Origin of the sequence: Chryseobacterium sp. YR221, from assembly GCF_900176315.1 — a bacterium.
GTDB classification, from domain to species: domain Bacteria; phylum Bacteroidota; class Bacteroidia; order Flavobacteriales; family Weeksellaceae; genus Chryseobacterium; species Chryseobacterium rhizosphaerae.
In genome coordinates this window covers 616,046-632,502 of sequence record NZ_FWXM01000003.1, presented here as the reverse complement: position 1 = coordinate 632,502, position 16,457 = coordinate 616,046, and the positions used below count along the sequence as shown (strand labels likewise).

The 16,457-nt window shown below is 35.9% G+C and carries 17 protein-coding genes; 9 read left to right on the top strand and 8 right to left on the bottom strand.

From position 1 onward, the window contains the following. Window positions 1-45 precede the first annotated feature (45 nt). From B8967_RS11935 to mdlD, 4 genes are all read right to left on the bottom strand, one after another. On the bottom strand, window positions 46-1,089 hold the full coding sequence (locus B8967_RS11935; RefSeq protein WP_084086244.1) for an anhydro-N-acetylmuramic acid kinase: 1,044 nt from the start codon (window positions 1,087-1,089) through the stop codon (window positions 46-48). An 11-nt stretch (window positions 1,090-1,100) separates the two neighbouring features. Next, window positions 1,101-1,691: an LPS export ABC transporter periplasmic protein LptC gene (gene lptC, locus B8967_RS11930; RefSeq protein ID WP_047487427.1), complete on the bottom strand. Its 591-nt coding sequence runs from the start codon at window positions 1,689-1,691 to the stop codon at window positions 1,101-1,103. A 1-nt stretch (window position 1,692) separates the two neighbouring features. Continuing rightward, complete coding sequence (locus tag B8967_RS11925) at window positions 1,693-2,970, bottom strand: hypothetical protein (protein ID WP_084086243.1); 1,278 nt, start codon at window positions 2,968-2,970, stop codon at window positions 1,693-1,695. Between the two features lie 197 nt (window positions 2,971-3,167). Next, window positions 3,168-4,487 carry an NAD(P)-dependent benzaldehyde dehydrogenase MdlD gene (gene mdlD / locus B8967_RS11920; protein WP_084086242.1) on the bottom strand — a complete coding sequence of 440 codons (1,320 nt, stop codon included), beginning with the start codon at window positions 4,485-4,487 and terminating at the stop codon, window positions 3,168-3,170. A 247-nt stretch (window positions 4,488-4,734) separates the two neighbouring features. On the opposite strand from mdlD, the gene B8967_RS11915 reads away from it, so the two are divergent. The 6 genes from B8967_RS11915 (at window position 4,735) to B8967_RS11890 (ending at window position 11,900) form a co-directional block, all read left to right on the top strand. Further along, entirely contained in the window at window positions 4,735-5,853 is a 1,119-nt protein-coding gene (locus B8967_RS11915) for a DNA polymerase III subunit (protein ID WP_084086241.1), read from the top strand. A 308-nt stretch (window positions 5,854-6,161) separates the two neighbouring features. Beyond that, window positions 6,162-6,788: a TetR/AcrR family transcriptional regulator gene (locus B8967_RS11910; protein ID WP_084086240.1), complete on the top strand. Its 627-nt coding sequence runs from the start codon at window positions 6,162-6,164 to the stop codon at window positions 6,786-6,788. Beyond that, window positions 6,772-8,088 (top strand): TolC family protein, encoded by a 1,317-nt coding sequence (locus B8967_RS11905; RefSeq protein WP_084086239.1) that lies wholly within the window; start codon window positions 6,772-6,774, stop codon window positions 8,086-8,088. The genes B8967_RS11910 and B8967_RS11905 overlap by 17 nt, the downstream gene beginning before the upstream one ends. 15 nt (window positions 8,089-8,103) lie before the next feature. Beyond that, complete coding sequence (locus tag B8967_RS11900; protein ID WP_047487437.1) at window positions 8,104-9,207, top strand: HlyD family secretion protein; 1,104 nt, start codon at window positions 8,104-8,106, stop codon at window positions 9,205-9,207. A gap of 97 nt (window positions 9,208-9,304) precedes the next feature. Then, window positions 9,305-10,882, top strand: coding sequence for a DHA2 family efflux MFS transporter permease subunit (locus B8967_RS11895; protein ID WP_084086238.1), 1,578 nt, complete (start codon window positions 9,305-9,307; stop codon window positions 10,880-10,882). A gap of 415 nt (window positions 10,883-11,297) precedes the next feature. Then, complete coding sequence (locus tag B8967_RS11890; RefSeq protein ID WP_084086237.1) at window positions 11,298-11,900, top strand: hypothetical protein; 603 nt, start codon at window positions 11,298-11,300, stop codon at window positions 11,898-11,900. Between the two features lie 381 nt (window positions 11,901-12,281). On the opposite strand, the gene B8967_RS11885 is transcribed toward B8967_RS11890, so the two are convergent. Next, on the bottom strand, window positions 12,282-13,295 hold the full coding sequence (locus B8967_RS11885) for a TQO small subunit DoxD (protein WP_084086236.1): 1,014 nt from the start codon (window positions 13,293-13,295) through the stop codon (window positions 12,282-12,284). A 42-nt stretch (window positions 13,296-13,337) separates the two neighbouring features. After that, entirely contained in the window at window positions 13,338-13,706 is a 369-nt protein-coding gene (locus tag B8967_RS11880; protein ID WP_084086235.1) for a hypothetical protein, read from the bottom strand. A gap of 259 nt (window positions 13,707-13,965) precedes the next feature. Here B8967_RS11880 and B8967_RS11875 point away from each other — a divergent pair, with 259 nt between their 5' ends. Both B8967_RS11875 and B8967_RS11870 read left to right on the top strand, forming a co-directional pair. Then, window positions 13,966-14,286, top strand: coding sequence for a nucleoside triphosphate pyrophosphohydrolase family protein (locus B8967_RS11875; protein WP_084086234.1), 321 nt, complete (start codon window positions 13,966-13,968; stop codon window positions 14,284-14,286). Continuing rightward, on the top strand, window positions 14,283-14,843 hold the full coding sequence (locus B8967_RS11870) for a DNA-3-methyladenine glycosylase I (RefSeq protein WP_084086233.1): 561 nt from the start codon (window positions 14,283-14,285) through the stop codon (window positions 14,841-14,843). The genes B8967_RS11875 and B8967_RS11870 overlap by 4 nt, the downstream gene beginning before the upstream one ends. Before the next feature lie 56 nt (window positions 14,844-14,899). Here the strand turns inward: B8967_RS11870 and B8967_RS11865 are convergent, their stop codons facing one another. Both B8967_RS11865 and B8967_RS11860 read right to left on the bottom strand, forming a co-directional pair. Further along, entirely contained in the window at window positions 14,900-15,409 is a 510-nt protein-coding gene (locus tag B8967_RS11865; RefSeq protein WP_084086232.1) for a hypothetical protein, read from the bottom strand. A gap of 43 nt (window positions 15,410-15,452) precedes the next feature. After that, window positions 15,453-15,827 carry a winged helix-turn-helix transcriptional regulator gene (locus B8967_RS11860; RefSeq protein WP_084086231.1) on the bottom strand — a complete coding sequence of 125 codons (375 nt, stop codon included), beginning with the start codon at window positions 15,825-15,827 and terminating at the stop codon, window positions 15,453-15,455. A 91-nt stretch (window positions 15,828-15,918) separates the two neighbouring features. Here B8967_RS11860 and B8967_RS11855 point away from each other — a divergent pair, with 91 nt between their 5' ends. Further along, window positions 15,919-16,449: an NAD(P)H-dependent oxidoreductase gene (locus B8967_RS11855; RefSeq protein WP_047487464.1), complete on the top strand. Its 531-nt coding sequence runs from the start codon at window positions 15,919-15,921 to the stop codon at window positions 16,447-16,449. The last annotated feature ends 8 nt before the right edge of the window (window positions 16,450-16,457 follow it).

The following is a 16,457-nucleotide window of genomic DNA, read 5'->3' as shown; positions in this document are numbered from 1 at the left end:
CTTCATTTTTGAAGGTTTTTTTATGTTGTATTATTTTTTGTCTCTCTAAACAATGATACCTGAACTATGATCGGCTGTACTCCCTGTAGCCGAAGAAAGGACGTTGATCTCACTATTCATTTTCAAAACACCCATAAAGGCAAAAATAAGGGCTTCTTTGTAATCAATGATTTCCTTGAACGGGATAATGATTTCAGAGGTTGTTTTAGCTTTTATTTTTTCAATTAAAAATGTGTTATAAGCACCTCCACCGGTAAAAAGAATATTCCTGATATTATTTTTATTGATGACATTGGAAATTTGCTGGGCAATATGCTCTGTAACCGTTGCCAGCAAACTTGCTGTTTCTATATTCTCAAGCATTGGAAATACATACTCATTACACCATTCTACCCCTAAAGACTTGGGGTGGGGCTTCTGATAGAAATCTAATGAATTGAGTCGGCTTAACAGTTCCTCATTTATTTTTCCTTCTCTTGCCAGATTTCCGTTTTCATCAAAGCTGAGGTTTAATTTTTGGGCTAATTGATTCAGAATGATATTAACAGGAGCAATGTCAAAAGCTATTCTTTGACCATTGAGCTGTAAAGAAATATTCGAAAACCCACCCAAATTAAGACATGCATCATAGTCTGAAAAAAGAAGCGCATCACCTATGGGAACTAATGGGGCTCCGTTTCCTTTCATCAGTACATCCTGGCTTCTGAAATCATAGACTACAGGTAACCCTGTTTCCAGTTTGATCGCTCTGCCATCTCCTATTTGAAGAGTGAATTTTTTTTGAGGCTGGTGAAAAACAGTGTGGCCGTGAGAAGCGATAAGACTGATGTTTTCAAGCTGATATTTTCGGATAAACTCTTTAACCTGCTGACCGAGGTAAAAACCATATTCCGAATGCAGTTCTAATAAATCTTCCGCTGATAAATGAATGGAACTTCTGAGTTTATTTTCCCACTCCTTAGAATAGGGTAGGGTTTCTGCTTTCAGGATCTTAAAGGTCCATGTATCTTGCTTTTCAAATTCAGCAAAGCAAATATCCAAACCGTCCAGACTTGTCCCGGACATAAGGCCAATTGCAAGAGTTTTCATGATGATAGGATTTATTTTTTATTTTCAGAAATCCTTTTTGAACTAAAGTCTCCCGAGTTGTTATAAAAGGTATATTCAGAAAAATCATCTTTAGCAGTCATTCCATTAGCGCCTACCAATGTAGATCCGTCTTCCATAGTTACATACACTGTATCTTTGGTATAAATCCTGTTCTTTTTCTGATCCCAATAAATACTCTGCATGGCAAACCTTTGTCCTTCATTGGTGGTAATCCTTACATCACCCTTTGCTTCGTAGAATTTTTTGTATTCAAAAATACGGGCATATTTGGCTGTGATCTTTCCGGGAATTTTCGGTTTCTTTTTATCAAAGAACTCTATATTGATCCCTTTTCTTGCTACCACATACGGACTGTCTATAAGTTCATATTTTTCAATGATAGGAGCTTTGGCCTTTAAAGTGACAAAACCGGAATCACGCTGTACAATATTGGCGTTATTAATGATTTGTGAGGGGAAGTTTTTACTTTGGCTACCTTTATTTTTGGTGAGATCCTCTTCACATGATGTCAATATAAAAAATATAGCACAACTAAAAAGGCATGCTATATTTTTATATGATATTTTTTTTGAAAAATTCATTCTAGTTATAAAGAGTCTTTCTAAACCATTTATCAGCAAAATTAAAGCCGATTCTAAAATTAATGAAGTTCTGATTGATCAGGTTATCATTAAGAGTTCCTCTCTTACCTATTTCTACTCCTATTTCAAGTCCGCTCATTCTGGTGATGCTGCTGGTCTTGAATGGAAGCATTACTCCGGCAGAAATACCAAATTTGTTAATGCTGTTACCCTCTAGTTTAAGATTTCCTCTTTCATAGAAAGCTCCATATCTGTAAATTACTCTTGAGAAATAATTTCTGAAGTTATTGTAGTTAGGCAAGTACCATCCACCGGCAGAAATTCTATAGGTATCCTGGAAATCGAAAGTTTTTCCAAAATAAGAGACATCCTCTCCTTTTTTATAGTCAATCTGTCCTGAGAAGAACCAATGATTTTCACTTCCATATCCTACCCCTAAAGAGGCTTGTAAAGGAAGAAGATTCTTGGAGCTTGTATTTTTCTGCTCTATAGTTTTTTCATCAGTTTTAGTTCCTGCTGCATCAGCAAATCTGTAAGTACTGTTGATGTACTCAGTAGTCATATTGCTGGTATTTCCAAAAGTAGCAGTAGCTCCAATTGTTAATTTTTTATCAGTACGGGTATTTAGAGTCTGATAGCTGGTACCAAGTGTAAAGTTAAAGTTTCTTACTTTATTTTTAGTTTCATATCCATTAACGTACTCAGAAGTTGAGGTGCCGAATTCGTTCAGATCATATAAGTCACCAAAATAAAGATTGGCTCTTGCTCCAACAGAAAATTGCTGATCTATTTTGTAAGAAACAGCTACCTGTGCTGTATTTAAAGTACCACTTCCTTTAAATCTATTATTGTAAGCAATTCCGTCTCTTGTTTCAGTGCTTAAAATATCATAACTTTTAGAACTGTAAGGCTGATAAGAAAGTCCCATCTTTACCTTTGGAGATAAAGGGAATGCCAAAGCAATATTGGAAAGATACGTAGAATGCTTTGTAGATTTCATATCGTTATAATTCGATTTGAAATAATTGTTTTCATTGGTAGCCTCCAGTCTGATACTTGTAAGTTCGAAATTGGCGTTGTTTGCAGGGTTTGCAAAATTGAAACTACTGGTGAAATCACTTATAAAAGCAGTTGATATACCTCCCATTGAAGCAGTTTCGATCGTATTATCATATTTTACATCTCCAATTCCATACGTTGCATAGGGCGAGTTACCTAGACTCTGTGCATTCAGGAAGTATCCAGCTGATATGAATGATACTACAAAGATTTTTTTCATTCTTTATTTTTAAAACAATGCGCAAATATCTTAAATATTAATGAATTGTAAAAATTATATGTGGTTAAAGTTTGTTAAGGGCCTTTCTTCAAAAGAAAACTGCAAATTTTTATTCATAAAATTACTAATTCTATTATACGAAAAAGACCGTTTTTTATTTGATAACGGTCTTTTTTTTAACAGGATAGCCTGTAAAATTATTTTACCTGAAGTACAGATCGGCTGTGACTAAAACTTTCAAAACTATATTTTCCATGGTATTTTCCCATTCCCGAAGTTCCCACCCCTCCAAAAGGTAAATAATGAGAACCAACATGAATAATAGTACTGTTAATTTCTGCATCACCACTTGTTGTATGGCTTAGAACATGATCTGCAAATTCCTGATCTTCTGAGAAAACATATAATGCCAATGGTTTTGGACGGTTATTTATTTCTTCCAGTGCTTCATTAATGTCGTGGTAGGTCATAATGGGTAGGATAGGACCGAAAATTTCCTGTTGCATTACCTGATCATTCCAGGTTATGGTGTCCATTAAAGTAGCCTCAAAATATCGGCTCTCAAGATCATACTTACCTCCATAGATAACTTTTTCAGGAGCAGCCTCCAGATATCCTGCAAGATGTTTAATTTGATTCTGACTTACAATCTTTCCTATTTTTCCTAAAGATTCATCGTTATAGGCTGTCTTTAAATGCGCTTTGAATTTTTCAATAAATGCATCCTTTACAGACTCATGAATATAAATATAGTCTGGCGCCACACAGGTTTGCCCACAGTTAATCCATTTTCCGTAAGATATTCTTGCCACTGCTTTATCGAGATCTGCATCTTTGTGAACTATTGTAGGAGATTTTCCTCCAAGCTCCAATGCCAAAGGAATTAATTGCTCTGCAGCAGCTTTCATTACAATTTTTCCCACATTGGGGCTTCCTGTAAAGAAAATATAATCAAAAGGCAGGCTTAATAATAAAGTATTTTCTTCAATAGCTCCCTGAAATACAGCTACGTAAGATTCGTCAAAAGATTCCTTTACGATATCTTCAAGAACTTTAGCAACGTGAGGTGTATTTTCTGATGGTTTCAAAATGGCAGTATTTCCTGCAACCAAAGCTCCGATAAGTGGACTGAATGTCAGTTGAACAGGATAGTTGAATGGTCCGATAATATAACTTACCCCATACGGCTCATATATTATTTTACTTATGACTTCAGCTCCTGTCGGATGTGGTTTGGAAGGAACGGGAGTTGGTTTTGCCCATTCATCAATATTCTCCAGAAAATAATCAAGTTCACTGATCACAATCTGAATTTCCACATATTCCGCTTCTTTTCTGCTTTTCCCCAAATCTATATATAAAGCATCGCAAAGAGCATCTGTGTGATGTAAAAATACTTCGCGGAATTTTCTCAGTTGGGCTTTCCTGAATTCAATATCTTTGGTCTGATTGGTTTTGAAAAAAGCTTTCTGTTGCTGAAAAACGTCTCTTATTTTTTGTTCTGATTCTTTGTTCATTGTATATTGATTTTAAGGATTCAAAATAGTCTGGAATTTTATAAGTAAGTTAAGTTAAAATTCGCAATGCAAATATATTGTTGAAAATTAAATTGCGCGCAATTTAATTTAAAATTTATTCTAATTATATTATTGATGCTACCTATAATATAAGGTTGGGTCCTGTTAAAATGCATATAAAGGATTTCGTGATAGATTAAACAGACTTAATTTTATAAATTGAGATAAGATTTTTTATCTTTGGAACATGAATTGGGAGAACATAGCCGGTCAGGAAAACCTGAAAAAACTTCTTAGAGAAAGTATTGCTGAAAACAGAGTAAGCCATGCCCAGCTTTTTGTAGGGAAAGAAGGATATGGAACATTACCTATGGTGTTGGCATATGCCAGAGAGATACTAAGTCGGGAAAACGAGCATGCTGCCTTAAAGGTAGAGCACCTGAATCACTTGGATCTTCATTTTAGCTTTCCTGTTTTTACAGATAATAAAAATTCTTTAAGTAAAAATAAGTTTGAAGAATTCAGAGAGATGATCATGGCCTCTCCTTATGCGAGCTATGATGACTGGACTGCCTTTTTAGAATCAGAAAACAAGCAGCTTTTTATCTCCGCAGATGAAGTGGATGACCAGAATCAGAAGTTTTCCTTGAAAAGCTTTGAAGGAGGAACGAAGATCCTTATTGTCTGGAGAGCTGATAAAATGAATATTGCGGCCTCAAACAAATTTTTAAAATTCCTGGAAGAGCCGCCGGCCAAAACTATTATTCTCCTTACTACAGAAAGTACAAATGATATACTTCCTACGATTCTTTCCAGAACCCAGATCGTAGAAATTCCAAGAATTAATGATGAAGATCTTAAAGACTATCTGGAAAAGAAATTTTCCATTTCCGGGGAAAAGATCAGAGAGGTTATCCATGAAGCACAGGGAGATCTAAATGATGCTATCAAACTTTTAAACTCCGGAGATAAGACTAATGAATTTGAAAAATTATTTGTGCAGTGGGTCCGGGATGCATTTATGGTAAAGAAAAAACCTGCTTACCTTAAAAGTATTATTTTCTGGGCAAGGGAAATAGCCGGGTGGAACAGAGAAAAACAGAAGAATTTTTTAAATTATTGTTCTGAAATTTTCAGACTGGCACTCCTTCAGAACTATCAGTCTGAGGATCTTGTCTATAAAAAGATCAATGCTGATGGGTTCAACTGGTCAGGATTTTCAAAATTTATCAGCGGTGCCAATATTGAAAGTATTTTAGAGGAAATCAATACTGCTGATCTTCATCTGACAAGAAACGGAAATCCTAAAATTGTCTGGACAGATCTTGGGATAAAGCTATCAAGATATATTCATAAAAACTCATAAATACAATTCCGGCCAACAGGCCGGAATGTTTTTTTATTTCCTTTCTATACAAACAGCTGCCTGCTTGGTTCTTCCTGAGCATCATCTATTCGGAACAAGCCGGTATTGCACTTTCTGTCTAACTGTTGATTTTTAAGGTGATTCAAGTGAATACTGCATTACTGTCTTTTATTGTAGTTATTTATATTTATTATATTAATAGAAACGGTCTTATGTTGCAGATAAATTAAATCTATATTAAAAAATCAATCAATCGTTTGATTTTGTGAAAAACTTATGTAAATTTGCGCCCTGAAAATGGAAGTGATATGATTTCAAAAGAAGAAAATATATTATTTGCTGCTGAAAAACTTTTTGCAGAAAAAGGTTTTGATGGAACTTCTACCAGAGAAATTTCCAAGGCTGCAAATGTGAATATCTCTATGATCTCTTACTATTTTGGCTCTAAAGAAAAGCTTTATGAAAAACTGGTTGAATACAGAATGAATGAAGGACAGTTTTTCTCAAAAGATATCGTAGAAAGAACAGACCTTAATGAATGGCAGAAGATCGAAAAGATAATAGACCAGTTTTCCGATAGGATAAGAACCCAGAAATGCTTTTACAGGATTATGCAGAGGGAGCAGCTTCACACTGAAAATCCACAGATTGTAGAGTTTTTAAAACAAACTAAAATGGGATTTCTTTCCATGTATTCTCAAATACTGGAACGTGGGCTGGAGAAGGGGATTTTCACGAAAAATCCTCCAATTTATCTGTTTCACTCAACCATCAGCGGAACTTTGTTTTATGCATTCAATGCTAAAGATATGTATAAAGAATTCCTTAATGACACAGAAGAAGAGAGTGTTTTTGACGAAAAATACTATACTGAACTTAATAAACATATAAAACATTTACTAAAAGACCTTTTAGGTTATGAAGAGAATAAATAACTCAGTGATTGCATTATCACTATTCGTAGGAGTAGCAAATGCAAATGCTCAGGAGAAAAAAACACTTTCTCTTGACGAAGCTGTGCAGCTGGGAATCCAGAACAGCAAGAATCTCAAGATCGACGCAGCCAAGATCGAGGAGGCTACAGCTGATCTTTTGGAAGCTAAAAACAAGCAGCTTCCTGAATTGAAAGTTTCTGGAAGCTATATGTACCTTCCGATAAAACCGAATGTTGATATCAAACTTCCGGGGCTTTCCGGAGGGGCAGGAGGGCCAGAAATACATCAGGTTCTTTACGGGTCGGCTAATCTTAGCGTTCCCATTTACAGTGGAGGAAGGATCAAGTATGGGATTCAGTCTGCAAAATACCTGGTGGAAGCATCCAAATTAAGCACTGAAAACGATAAAATTGCAATTGCTTATAATGTTGCCCAGGCTTACAACAATCTGTTTAAGGCCAATCAGTCTATCAAAGTTTTTGAAGAAAATCTTGCTGCTTCTCAAAAAAGAGATGAAACATTTCTGAAAATGGAGAACAATGGATTGATTGCCAGAAACGACAGATTGAAAGCAAACCTTCAGACTTCAAATATTGAACTTCAGCTACTGGAAGCCAAAAATAATTACAATATTGCCAATATCAATATGGATTTGCTTCTGGGACTTTCTGAAACGACAGAGCTTGAAGTGGATCAAAACTATATAGAAGAAGGGTCTGAGGTAAAACCGGTTGTTTTCTATGTAAATGAAGCCAGAGAAAACCGTAAAGATTTACAGGCTTTAGCTCAGCAAAGAAAAGCTGCCGAACTGGGGTCAAAAGCTGCTAAAGCAGAAAACCTTCCATCACTGGCATTTACCGGAGGTTATGTAGCGGCAGATATTCCTAAATTCCTTACCGTATACAATGCCGTGAATGTAGGAATCGGAATTTCTTATAATTTGTCAAACATCTGGAAAGAGAATTCATCTTTGAAGCAATCACAGGCGAGAGAGAAGCAGTTGGCAGCCACTGATGAGTTGTTAAATGACAATATTAAGCTTGATGTCAACAGAGAGTATCAAAACACTGATTACTCAAAGAAGAGAATCGCTGTTTTTGAAAAATCGGCTGAGCAGGCTAATGAAAATTACAGGATCACAAAAAACAAATATGACAACGGGCTGGCAACCATGACCGAATTACTGGATGCAGATGCCGCTCAGATTGCCGCAAACGTGGGCGTAATCAATGCAAAAGCAGACGCCGCATTAGCATATAGAAAACTATTACAGACAACAGGAACTTTAACAATTAAATAATCAGATCGAACCCACATGGAAAATAATAATACACAAGCAGTTGAGCCTAAAAAGAAAAAAAGTTTAGTCTTTCCTATCATTTTAGCAGCTGTAGTAATCGGAGGAGGAATCTATGGTTACAGAGCATTTACTTATGGACAATATCATGAAGAAACAGATGATGCTCAGATTGCTTCTAATATGACTCCGGTGATTTCCAAAATTTCAGGATATATCACTGAGGTGAAAGTAAAAGATAATCAGTTCGTAAAAAAAGGAGATACGTTGGTTATTTTAGATAACAGAGACCAGAAAATGGCTCTTGAGCAGGCTCAGGCTGCTTTATCTACTGCTAAAAGCAATATTTCAAATGCCGAAGCTACTACAACAGCCACTTCAAAAAATATCAGCTCTTCTGAAGCAGCGGTAGTTACTGCCAATGCACAAATCGAGGCAGCGAAAGTAAATGTGTGGAAAACTTCCCAGGATTTAAAAAGATATGCTAACCTTGTAAAAGACCATTCTATTACAGAGCAGCAATATGAGCAGGCTTTAGCCGCAAAACAATCTGCAGATAAGCAGTTACAGGTCTTGGTGGATCAGAGAAATCAAATTGCTCAGCAAACGAATATTGCATCTTCTCAAACCGCTGCGAGTTCACAACAAATCAGTGTTGCAGGTTCTGTAGCAAAGCAAAGAGAAGTGGATGTTGAAAATGCGAAATTAAACCTTTCATATACTGTAATTCTTGCTGCAGAAGATGGCTACGTAGGAAAAGTGCCTACTCAGGTGGGTCAGTATCTTCAGGCAGGAGCGCAGCTGTTTGCTTTGGTAAAGAATGACCAAAAATGGGTAGTGGCCAACTTCAAAGAAACGCAGGTAGATAAAATGGTTGAAGGACAAAAAGTGAAAATTGAAATCGATGCTTTTCCTGACAAAGAATTTGAAGGAGTGGTAAGTTCATTTTCTCCGGCCACAGGTGCTACATTTTCCATTTTGCCTCCGGATAATGCGAGTGGTAACTTTGTAAAAGTAGTTCAAAGACTTCCTATAAAAATTGATTTTGTAAATCTTGATAAAAATATTGCAAAAAGATTAAGAACAGGAATGAACGTGAAAGCAGAGGTTTCTTTGAAATAATTTATACAATGTACAATATAGGAAGTACAAAGTATATCCATGTAGTTTAAAAAGACATTTTATATTATACTTTTTACATTGTACCTATTAAAAATATATGCAAGATTCATTAGTAGAATATGGAGCCCGAAGAGTAATCATCACGATTACGGCAATTCTTTGTGCTCTGCTTGAAATTGTGGACTCCACGATTGTAAATGTTGCCTTGAATGAGATGAAGGGTAATCTTGGAGCCACACTTTCTGAAGTAGGTTGGGTAATTACGGCTTATGCAATAGGTAACGTAATTGTCGTACCGATGACGAGCTGGCTTTCACAGCAGTTTGGACGTAGAAACTATTTTGCTGCTTCCATCATTATATTTACCATTTTTTCATTCTTATGCGGAAACGCTACGAATATTTGGGAATTGGTATTTTTCAGATTAATGCAGGGAATTGGTGGGGGAGCACTATTGGTAACTTCACAAACGATCATCACGGAATCTTATCCGATTGAGAAAAGAAGTATGGCTCAGGCCATTTATGGATTAGGGGTAATTATAGGCCCTACCTTAGGTCCGCCATTAGGAGGGTATATTGTTGATAATTTCAGTTGGCCTTATATCTTCTATATCAATATTCCCATTGGAATTGCGGCCACTTTGATGACACTTCAGTTTGTAAGAAGTCCGAAATATGCTGAAAAACGTAAGGTATCCGATGTAGACTGGATTGGTATTGGGTTACTGGCAGTGACGGTGGGTTCATTACAGTTCATTTTAGAGAGAGGTCATGAAGAGGATTGGTTTGAAAGCGGAATGATTGTCGCATTTACAATAGCTGCTGTTCTAGGATTTATATTGTTTCTATGGCGGGAGCTTACCTTTAAGTACCCGATAGTTGAACTTAGAGTACTTAAAAATAGTAATTTGAGGATCGGGACAATGATGTCATTTGTGCTAGGATTCGGGTTATATGGTTCCACATTTATTGTTCCTCTGTATACACAAAGTATTTTGGGATGGACGGCATTGCAGTCGGGAGCATTGATGATTCCGGCAGCATTAACAACAGCATTCATGATGCCTATTATTGGTAGATTGCTGGCAAAAGGGGCAAAACAACAGATTTTGGTGTCTTTGGGACTGTTCATTTTCTTTGTGTATAGTTTCTGGGGATATAAAATCCTGACACCGGATACCAGTAAAGATGCCTTTTTCTGGATGCTGATTGTAAGAGGTGCCGGGCTCGGACTATTGTTTATCCCGATTACATCCTTATCATTAAGTACTCTGAAAGGCCAGGAAATTGGACAAGGTGCTGCCTTTACAGGGATGATGAGACAGTTGGGAGGATCTTTTGGTATTGCAGCTATTACTACTTTTATTGCTAACGCAAGCCAGAAATACAGAGTGAATTTGATTACTCACCTGGATTCAACGGATTTTGAAGTTCAGCAAAGAATAAATACATTAAAGGCCAGTTTTATATCCAAAGGAATGACACCTGATGCTGCCTTGAATGCGGCTTATAAAATGCTTGATTTATCTGTAACCAAACAGGCAACTGTGTTGTCCTACATGGATGTATTTCTTTACCTGGGAGTCATATTCCTGATATGTATTCCGTTTATCTTATTTATAAAAGAAAGAAAAAGTAAAGAAAAGATAGATTTAAGTGAAGCGATGCACTAAATGTAGATATACAATATAAACCTCCGGATTTTCCGGAGGTTTTTTTATGGACTATTTTAAACAAAGTGTATGAGGGATATTTTTTATTGCTGATGTAAATGTTTTGTAATTAAATGATTACTGCTTTTTATAAAACAATATCACCTGTTGGAGAATTTATTTATTTTCTTTAACTTTACTGTACAAAATGAAAAAATATGAATAAGTTCCCTTACCAATACTTTCCCTTTTCAATAGAGGAATTCCGGAGTATTACAATATACTTCTATCTGAAGAATAGCTGCTAGCTATATCTTTTGACTGTATCAAACCCTCATTGTATGGTATTCCTGTGTTTATTTTCATTGAAATAAGGAATTCTGCTTTTGTTTCAAAAAACAGGTATACTATTTCAAGATATTAAAAACTTTTTATCATGAATAATAACGTACAACTGCCGGAAACGTTTGTCGCATTATCCGATTTCAGAAAAAATGATATTTATCTCCCTGAAATGGATATGGATCAGATTATTTCGGATTATTTTCCCGGAACATTTAGAGAGCTGGTTCAGCGACTTTCAGATATTACAGGAGCTTTTTACGGAGGAATGCTCAAGCAAGCAGGAAAACTTTTTGGCACTGAAGCAATTGAACTCCTTTCCAATAGCTTTATGTATGATCTGGGATCGAAAATGGCTTTGAGAAACCTTGCCGTTAAACCCGGTTTAAAGACCGGAATTCCAGCAGTAGCAAAAATACTTATAGGAGCAATTTTTACATCCAGTCCCGAATATAGTTTTGAATTTAAAGAATTGAATGACCATAAAATTGAAATGTTGATACAAGGAGTGGATCGCTACCATAGAATAACACAAGAGTTTGAGATTGCCCATCTATTAAAATGGCCGGTGATCAAACCTTTCGTACAAGGAGTATGCGATGCCATGGGGCTGGATGTTTTATTTGAAATGGAGGTGCTGGAACTGAATCCGGATAGTTCGTGTGTGTATAAGATTTGTATAATGTATAATGTATAATGTATAATGTATAATGTATAATGTATAATGTATAATGTATAATGTATAATGTATAATGTATAATGTATAATGTATAATGTATAATGTGATCAGTAAACACCATTTTCTGTATCAATAGGAACGGGCTTTAGCCTGTTTTTTTAACCCATCCAATTTGGCTTTAGCCAAAACCTAAAAACAGATCTTTCAAATTCGCCTTGCAATCCTGGGCCTATCCACTCATAATTAATACTATAGTTTTTAAAAGAAGTCAAATATTGGTAAACGCAATGGCTCAAAAAGTGATCATTACTTATACCTCTTAAAGAGGCAAGCCATAATCTAAAAATATTTTGGGCTTTTACGTTTACCAAAAATGACAAATTGTATAGTAAAAACTGATTATTGGATTTCTCCTATCCATTCAATACCGCTTATATCAATAAGTTTTAAGGTATGGACTTTATTTTTCAGAAGAACATCCCGGATATCAATTATAATATCAGCTTTTGCTCCCAATGGAATTATTAAGCTGTGTTTTCCCGGCTTTACCTTAGCTACATAATGGTTGTGAATGTTTTCTTTCGATAGTGTTGAAAGCTCCTGATGATTCAGTTCTTTCACAATATTTCCGTCTTTGTCCAGGATGTGGATCCCTATGAGGAAAGAACCGTATACATCTGCACCTTCGGTTCTGTATACTTCAAATTTTAAATCTGAATTATTATGAGAAATATTGGAAATTTCAACCTTTGGTTTTACCGATTTATTGTGTAGTGTTCCGTAGACCCCGCCATGGAAGTATTGGTTAGTGTAAAGGGTAAGCCCGAAAATCGCTAAAGAGCCTGTCAATACAATAATTTTCGGTTTTGAGATGGGCAAAACGCCGGAACCCAACCATTGAAACCATTTTTTTTGAGTGAAAGCCTTGTTTTTCTTCATGAAATAGTAGTCCAGAGAATAAGGACCGCTTCCCGTGAGGAAAAGAACAAATCCTCCTGCAATACCCAAGACACCTATCTGCCATTCATCAAGACAGGTTGTTCCCAACCAGCCCGAACCCAGAAGAATTCCTAATGCCAGCCCGAAGATTCCAATACTCATGAACCGGGTGAATAAACCCAGTATGATACATAAACCTACTATAGCTTCAATAATGGTAAAGATCATCATAGACTGCTGTAAGGTATCAGGATGGGTAACTAAATATTCGATAATGGGTTTTATTCCTAAAGCATTTGGGAGAAAGTGATTGAATTTTTCTCCGATATATCCGTTTTCATCGGGTGTCAGCTTGTTTTCAAGGATAAGCCTGCGCCAAAAAGCTGAAAAATAAGTCCATCCGATAACCATTCGGAGGGATAAAGTATATAAGCCTGCCAAATCTGAAGACTGGCTTTTTATGGTATGTTTCATTAAAATTGATTTTATGTAAAAGACTGATTGAGTTTGATGTTTTTAAACCTGAATCAAACTTAATTTTAATCTTTTAAATAAAATATACTTTGGAGGGCTGTTGCCAGTGGTATGGCCAGAGTATTTGTTGAAAGAAAGCCTTTCACTTTCCGTATTTTTTATTGGAAAATTGAGAGAAAAGAAATCTTTACCGGTTAATTTAACATCAGCTTTTGAAACTGAAAATCTGGAAGTTGTAGGAGAGGTATCACAGCCGGAGGTTGTTTTTACCTTATTTAAACCACTGATGTACTGAATATCAAAAATATCGAGAACATCCCTTTTTACAGAACAGGGCGATAATGAAAATGCCAGTATAAGCATCGTTATGATGGCTTTATAGGTCTTCATATGGATTCCTGTGTGTGACATTTTTACAAAACTACACTTTATTTTAATGTAAGCTCTATAAATTGTAAGATTTCATCCTGTTGATCCATAAAGAAATAGTGGGATATTGCCCTGCGGGCTTACAATAATCTAATTTATAGTATATTTCAAAATTGAAAGCAGGACAATAGGGTAAAAATAAAATTTAAACCACTCCTGACTAACAGTTGTCACAACCCTACCTTATCTTTATCCTCTAATAATTGATATAGAGAGTAACTACTCTTAAATACATGTGATTATGGATACAAACAGTTTTGACAAAATTATAGAACGTTCCCTGGATATCAGAGAAAAGTATCATCAGCTTGAAATACAGCATCATGGAACGGAATGGACCCTTGAAGAAGATGCACTTGCTTACCTTACCGATGCAGGATTGGTGGGAAGAAATATAATGTCTCATCAGAAAAGATGGCTGAAAAAAGATTCAGCTGCAGAACTGGAACATAAACTGGGCGAGAATATCTGGTGGCTGATTGTATTGGCAGACCGCACCGGAATTGATATGAAAGTAGCCCTGGAAAATTTTTTAACGAAAACAGAAAATATATTTAAATGAGTTATTGTTTAGCCATAGATGGGATGCAGCCTGAAAGCAGAAAAGAACTGCATAAAAATTATCACGATAATTTTTATGGGTTTCCGATTCATGATGATAATGAGTTGTTTGGGAGACTGCTTCTGGAAATTAATCAGGCAGGTCTGAGCTGGGAAACGGTTTTGAAAAAAGAAGAAAGCTTCAGAAAAGCATACAGTAATTTTGATATTCATAAAGTGGCCGCTTATACTGAAGAAGACCGTGAAAGACTGTTAGGTGATCCGGGAATTATCAGAAATAAACTAAAGGTTAATGCTGCGATTGAAAATGCCAAAACTATTGTAGGACTGCAGAAAGACTTTGGTTCTTTTGAGAAATGGCTGGAACATCACCATCCTAAGACATTACAGGAATGGATGAAGCTTTTCAAAAAAACATTCAAATTTACAGGTGGAGAGATTGTGAATGAGTTTTTAATGAGCACGGGATATCTGAAAGGATCTCATGCAGAAAGCTGTCCTGTTTATCATAAGGTTTTGGAGCATAATCCATTATGGAAACAGGCTGAAGAAAAATAAAAAATAATTTTAAGATGAGTTGTGCCGACAGAATATCAGGCGGCACAATTCATATTTTATCTTAGACTTCTTACGGAAACATCAGGTTTTTCACCCTGAGGAACAATAAAAATAGCATTATCACTGATGGTATCTCCGGGATCAAAATAATAACTGCCGGTTACGGGAATGGTACTGGTTATAAACTTTCCGGATTTGTCATAAGCAGAGTAGGTCACATTAATCATCTGGGCCTTCATTTTAAGTTCAATCTTTTTGGATGTCAGTCTTGCACCGGTAGCATTGATACAGTCTAATTCTACAAGTCCGATATTGCTCACAATCTGCGGAAAAGAAGATAGCCTGATCGTATAAGACTTATCTGAAGTGTTTTTGACCGAAGCAGAAACTTTATAACGGTCATAAGATTTTCCACCAGATTCTACACTTTCTTTATTCAGGATATTGAAAGTAATGCTCATTCCATTGACTTCAAGGGGCTGGCCGTCGGAAATTTTTTGTGCATTGACCCATGTTCCGAAGAGAACACTTATTGTAAGGGAAATCAGAAAAGGTAGGTTTTTCATAGTATTAGTTTAAAGATTAAATGTACATAAAATAAAGAATCTTTTATCTTTGTTCTGCTTTTTTCATAAGCTGTTTATGCTCATTTCCCCACTTTTCAAACTCCAGAATAATAGGTTTCAGTTTATACCCAATCTCTGTAAGCTCATATTCTACCCGAGGTGGAACTTCTGCAAAAACAGTTCTGGTAATAATTTTCTCTTCCTCAAGCCTCCGAAGCTGTAAGGTAAGCATACGTTCCGTAATATTCTGAAGCTTTTTTCTAAGCTCTCCAAACCGCATTTTTCCGTTGATCAGATAACAGCAGATAGCCAAAGACCACTGTCCTCCAATAAGGTTGGAAGCATAGATTTCCGGACATTCATCAGCAAGAGCCTTTTTATTGGCGAAATTAGTTGAGGTTTCCTTTATTTTAGTCATTACTTACATTTTTTATAGTACCATACAATAGGTTGCTAATGTACGAAATGTAAGTTACGTATCGTATTTTTGCAATAGAAATTTAAATTGAATGAAAACCTTAATTATTGTCACTCATCCTGATATTGAAAAATCTGTAATCAATAAAAGATGGATTGAAGAACTCAAAAAATTTCCTGAAAAATATACTGTTCATCAGTTGTATGAAGCATATCCTGATGGGAAGATTAATGTGGCTAAAGAACAGGAATTGATGGAATCTTATGATAAAATTGTATTTCAGTTTCCCTTTTACTGGTTTAGCAGTCCACCGCTGTTAAAACAATGGCTGGATGAGGTTGTTTTGTATGGCTGGGCCTATGGAAGCAACAGCGGTTATAAGCTGGGAGGAAAAAAAATGTCTTTGGCTGTTACTGCAGGAATTGATGAAGATGGCTATAGTGCGTCCGGAGAATATAAATATACGATGAATGAACTTTTTCAGCCTTATGAATTGACCTTTGACTATATCAAAGCAGAGTATAAGGAACCTTTTGTATATTACGGAATAGAACGTAATTCTTCTGAGGAATGGATTGAAAGAAGTGTTCCGATGTATATGGACTTTTTGGATACATTATAATGGTATAA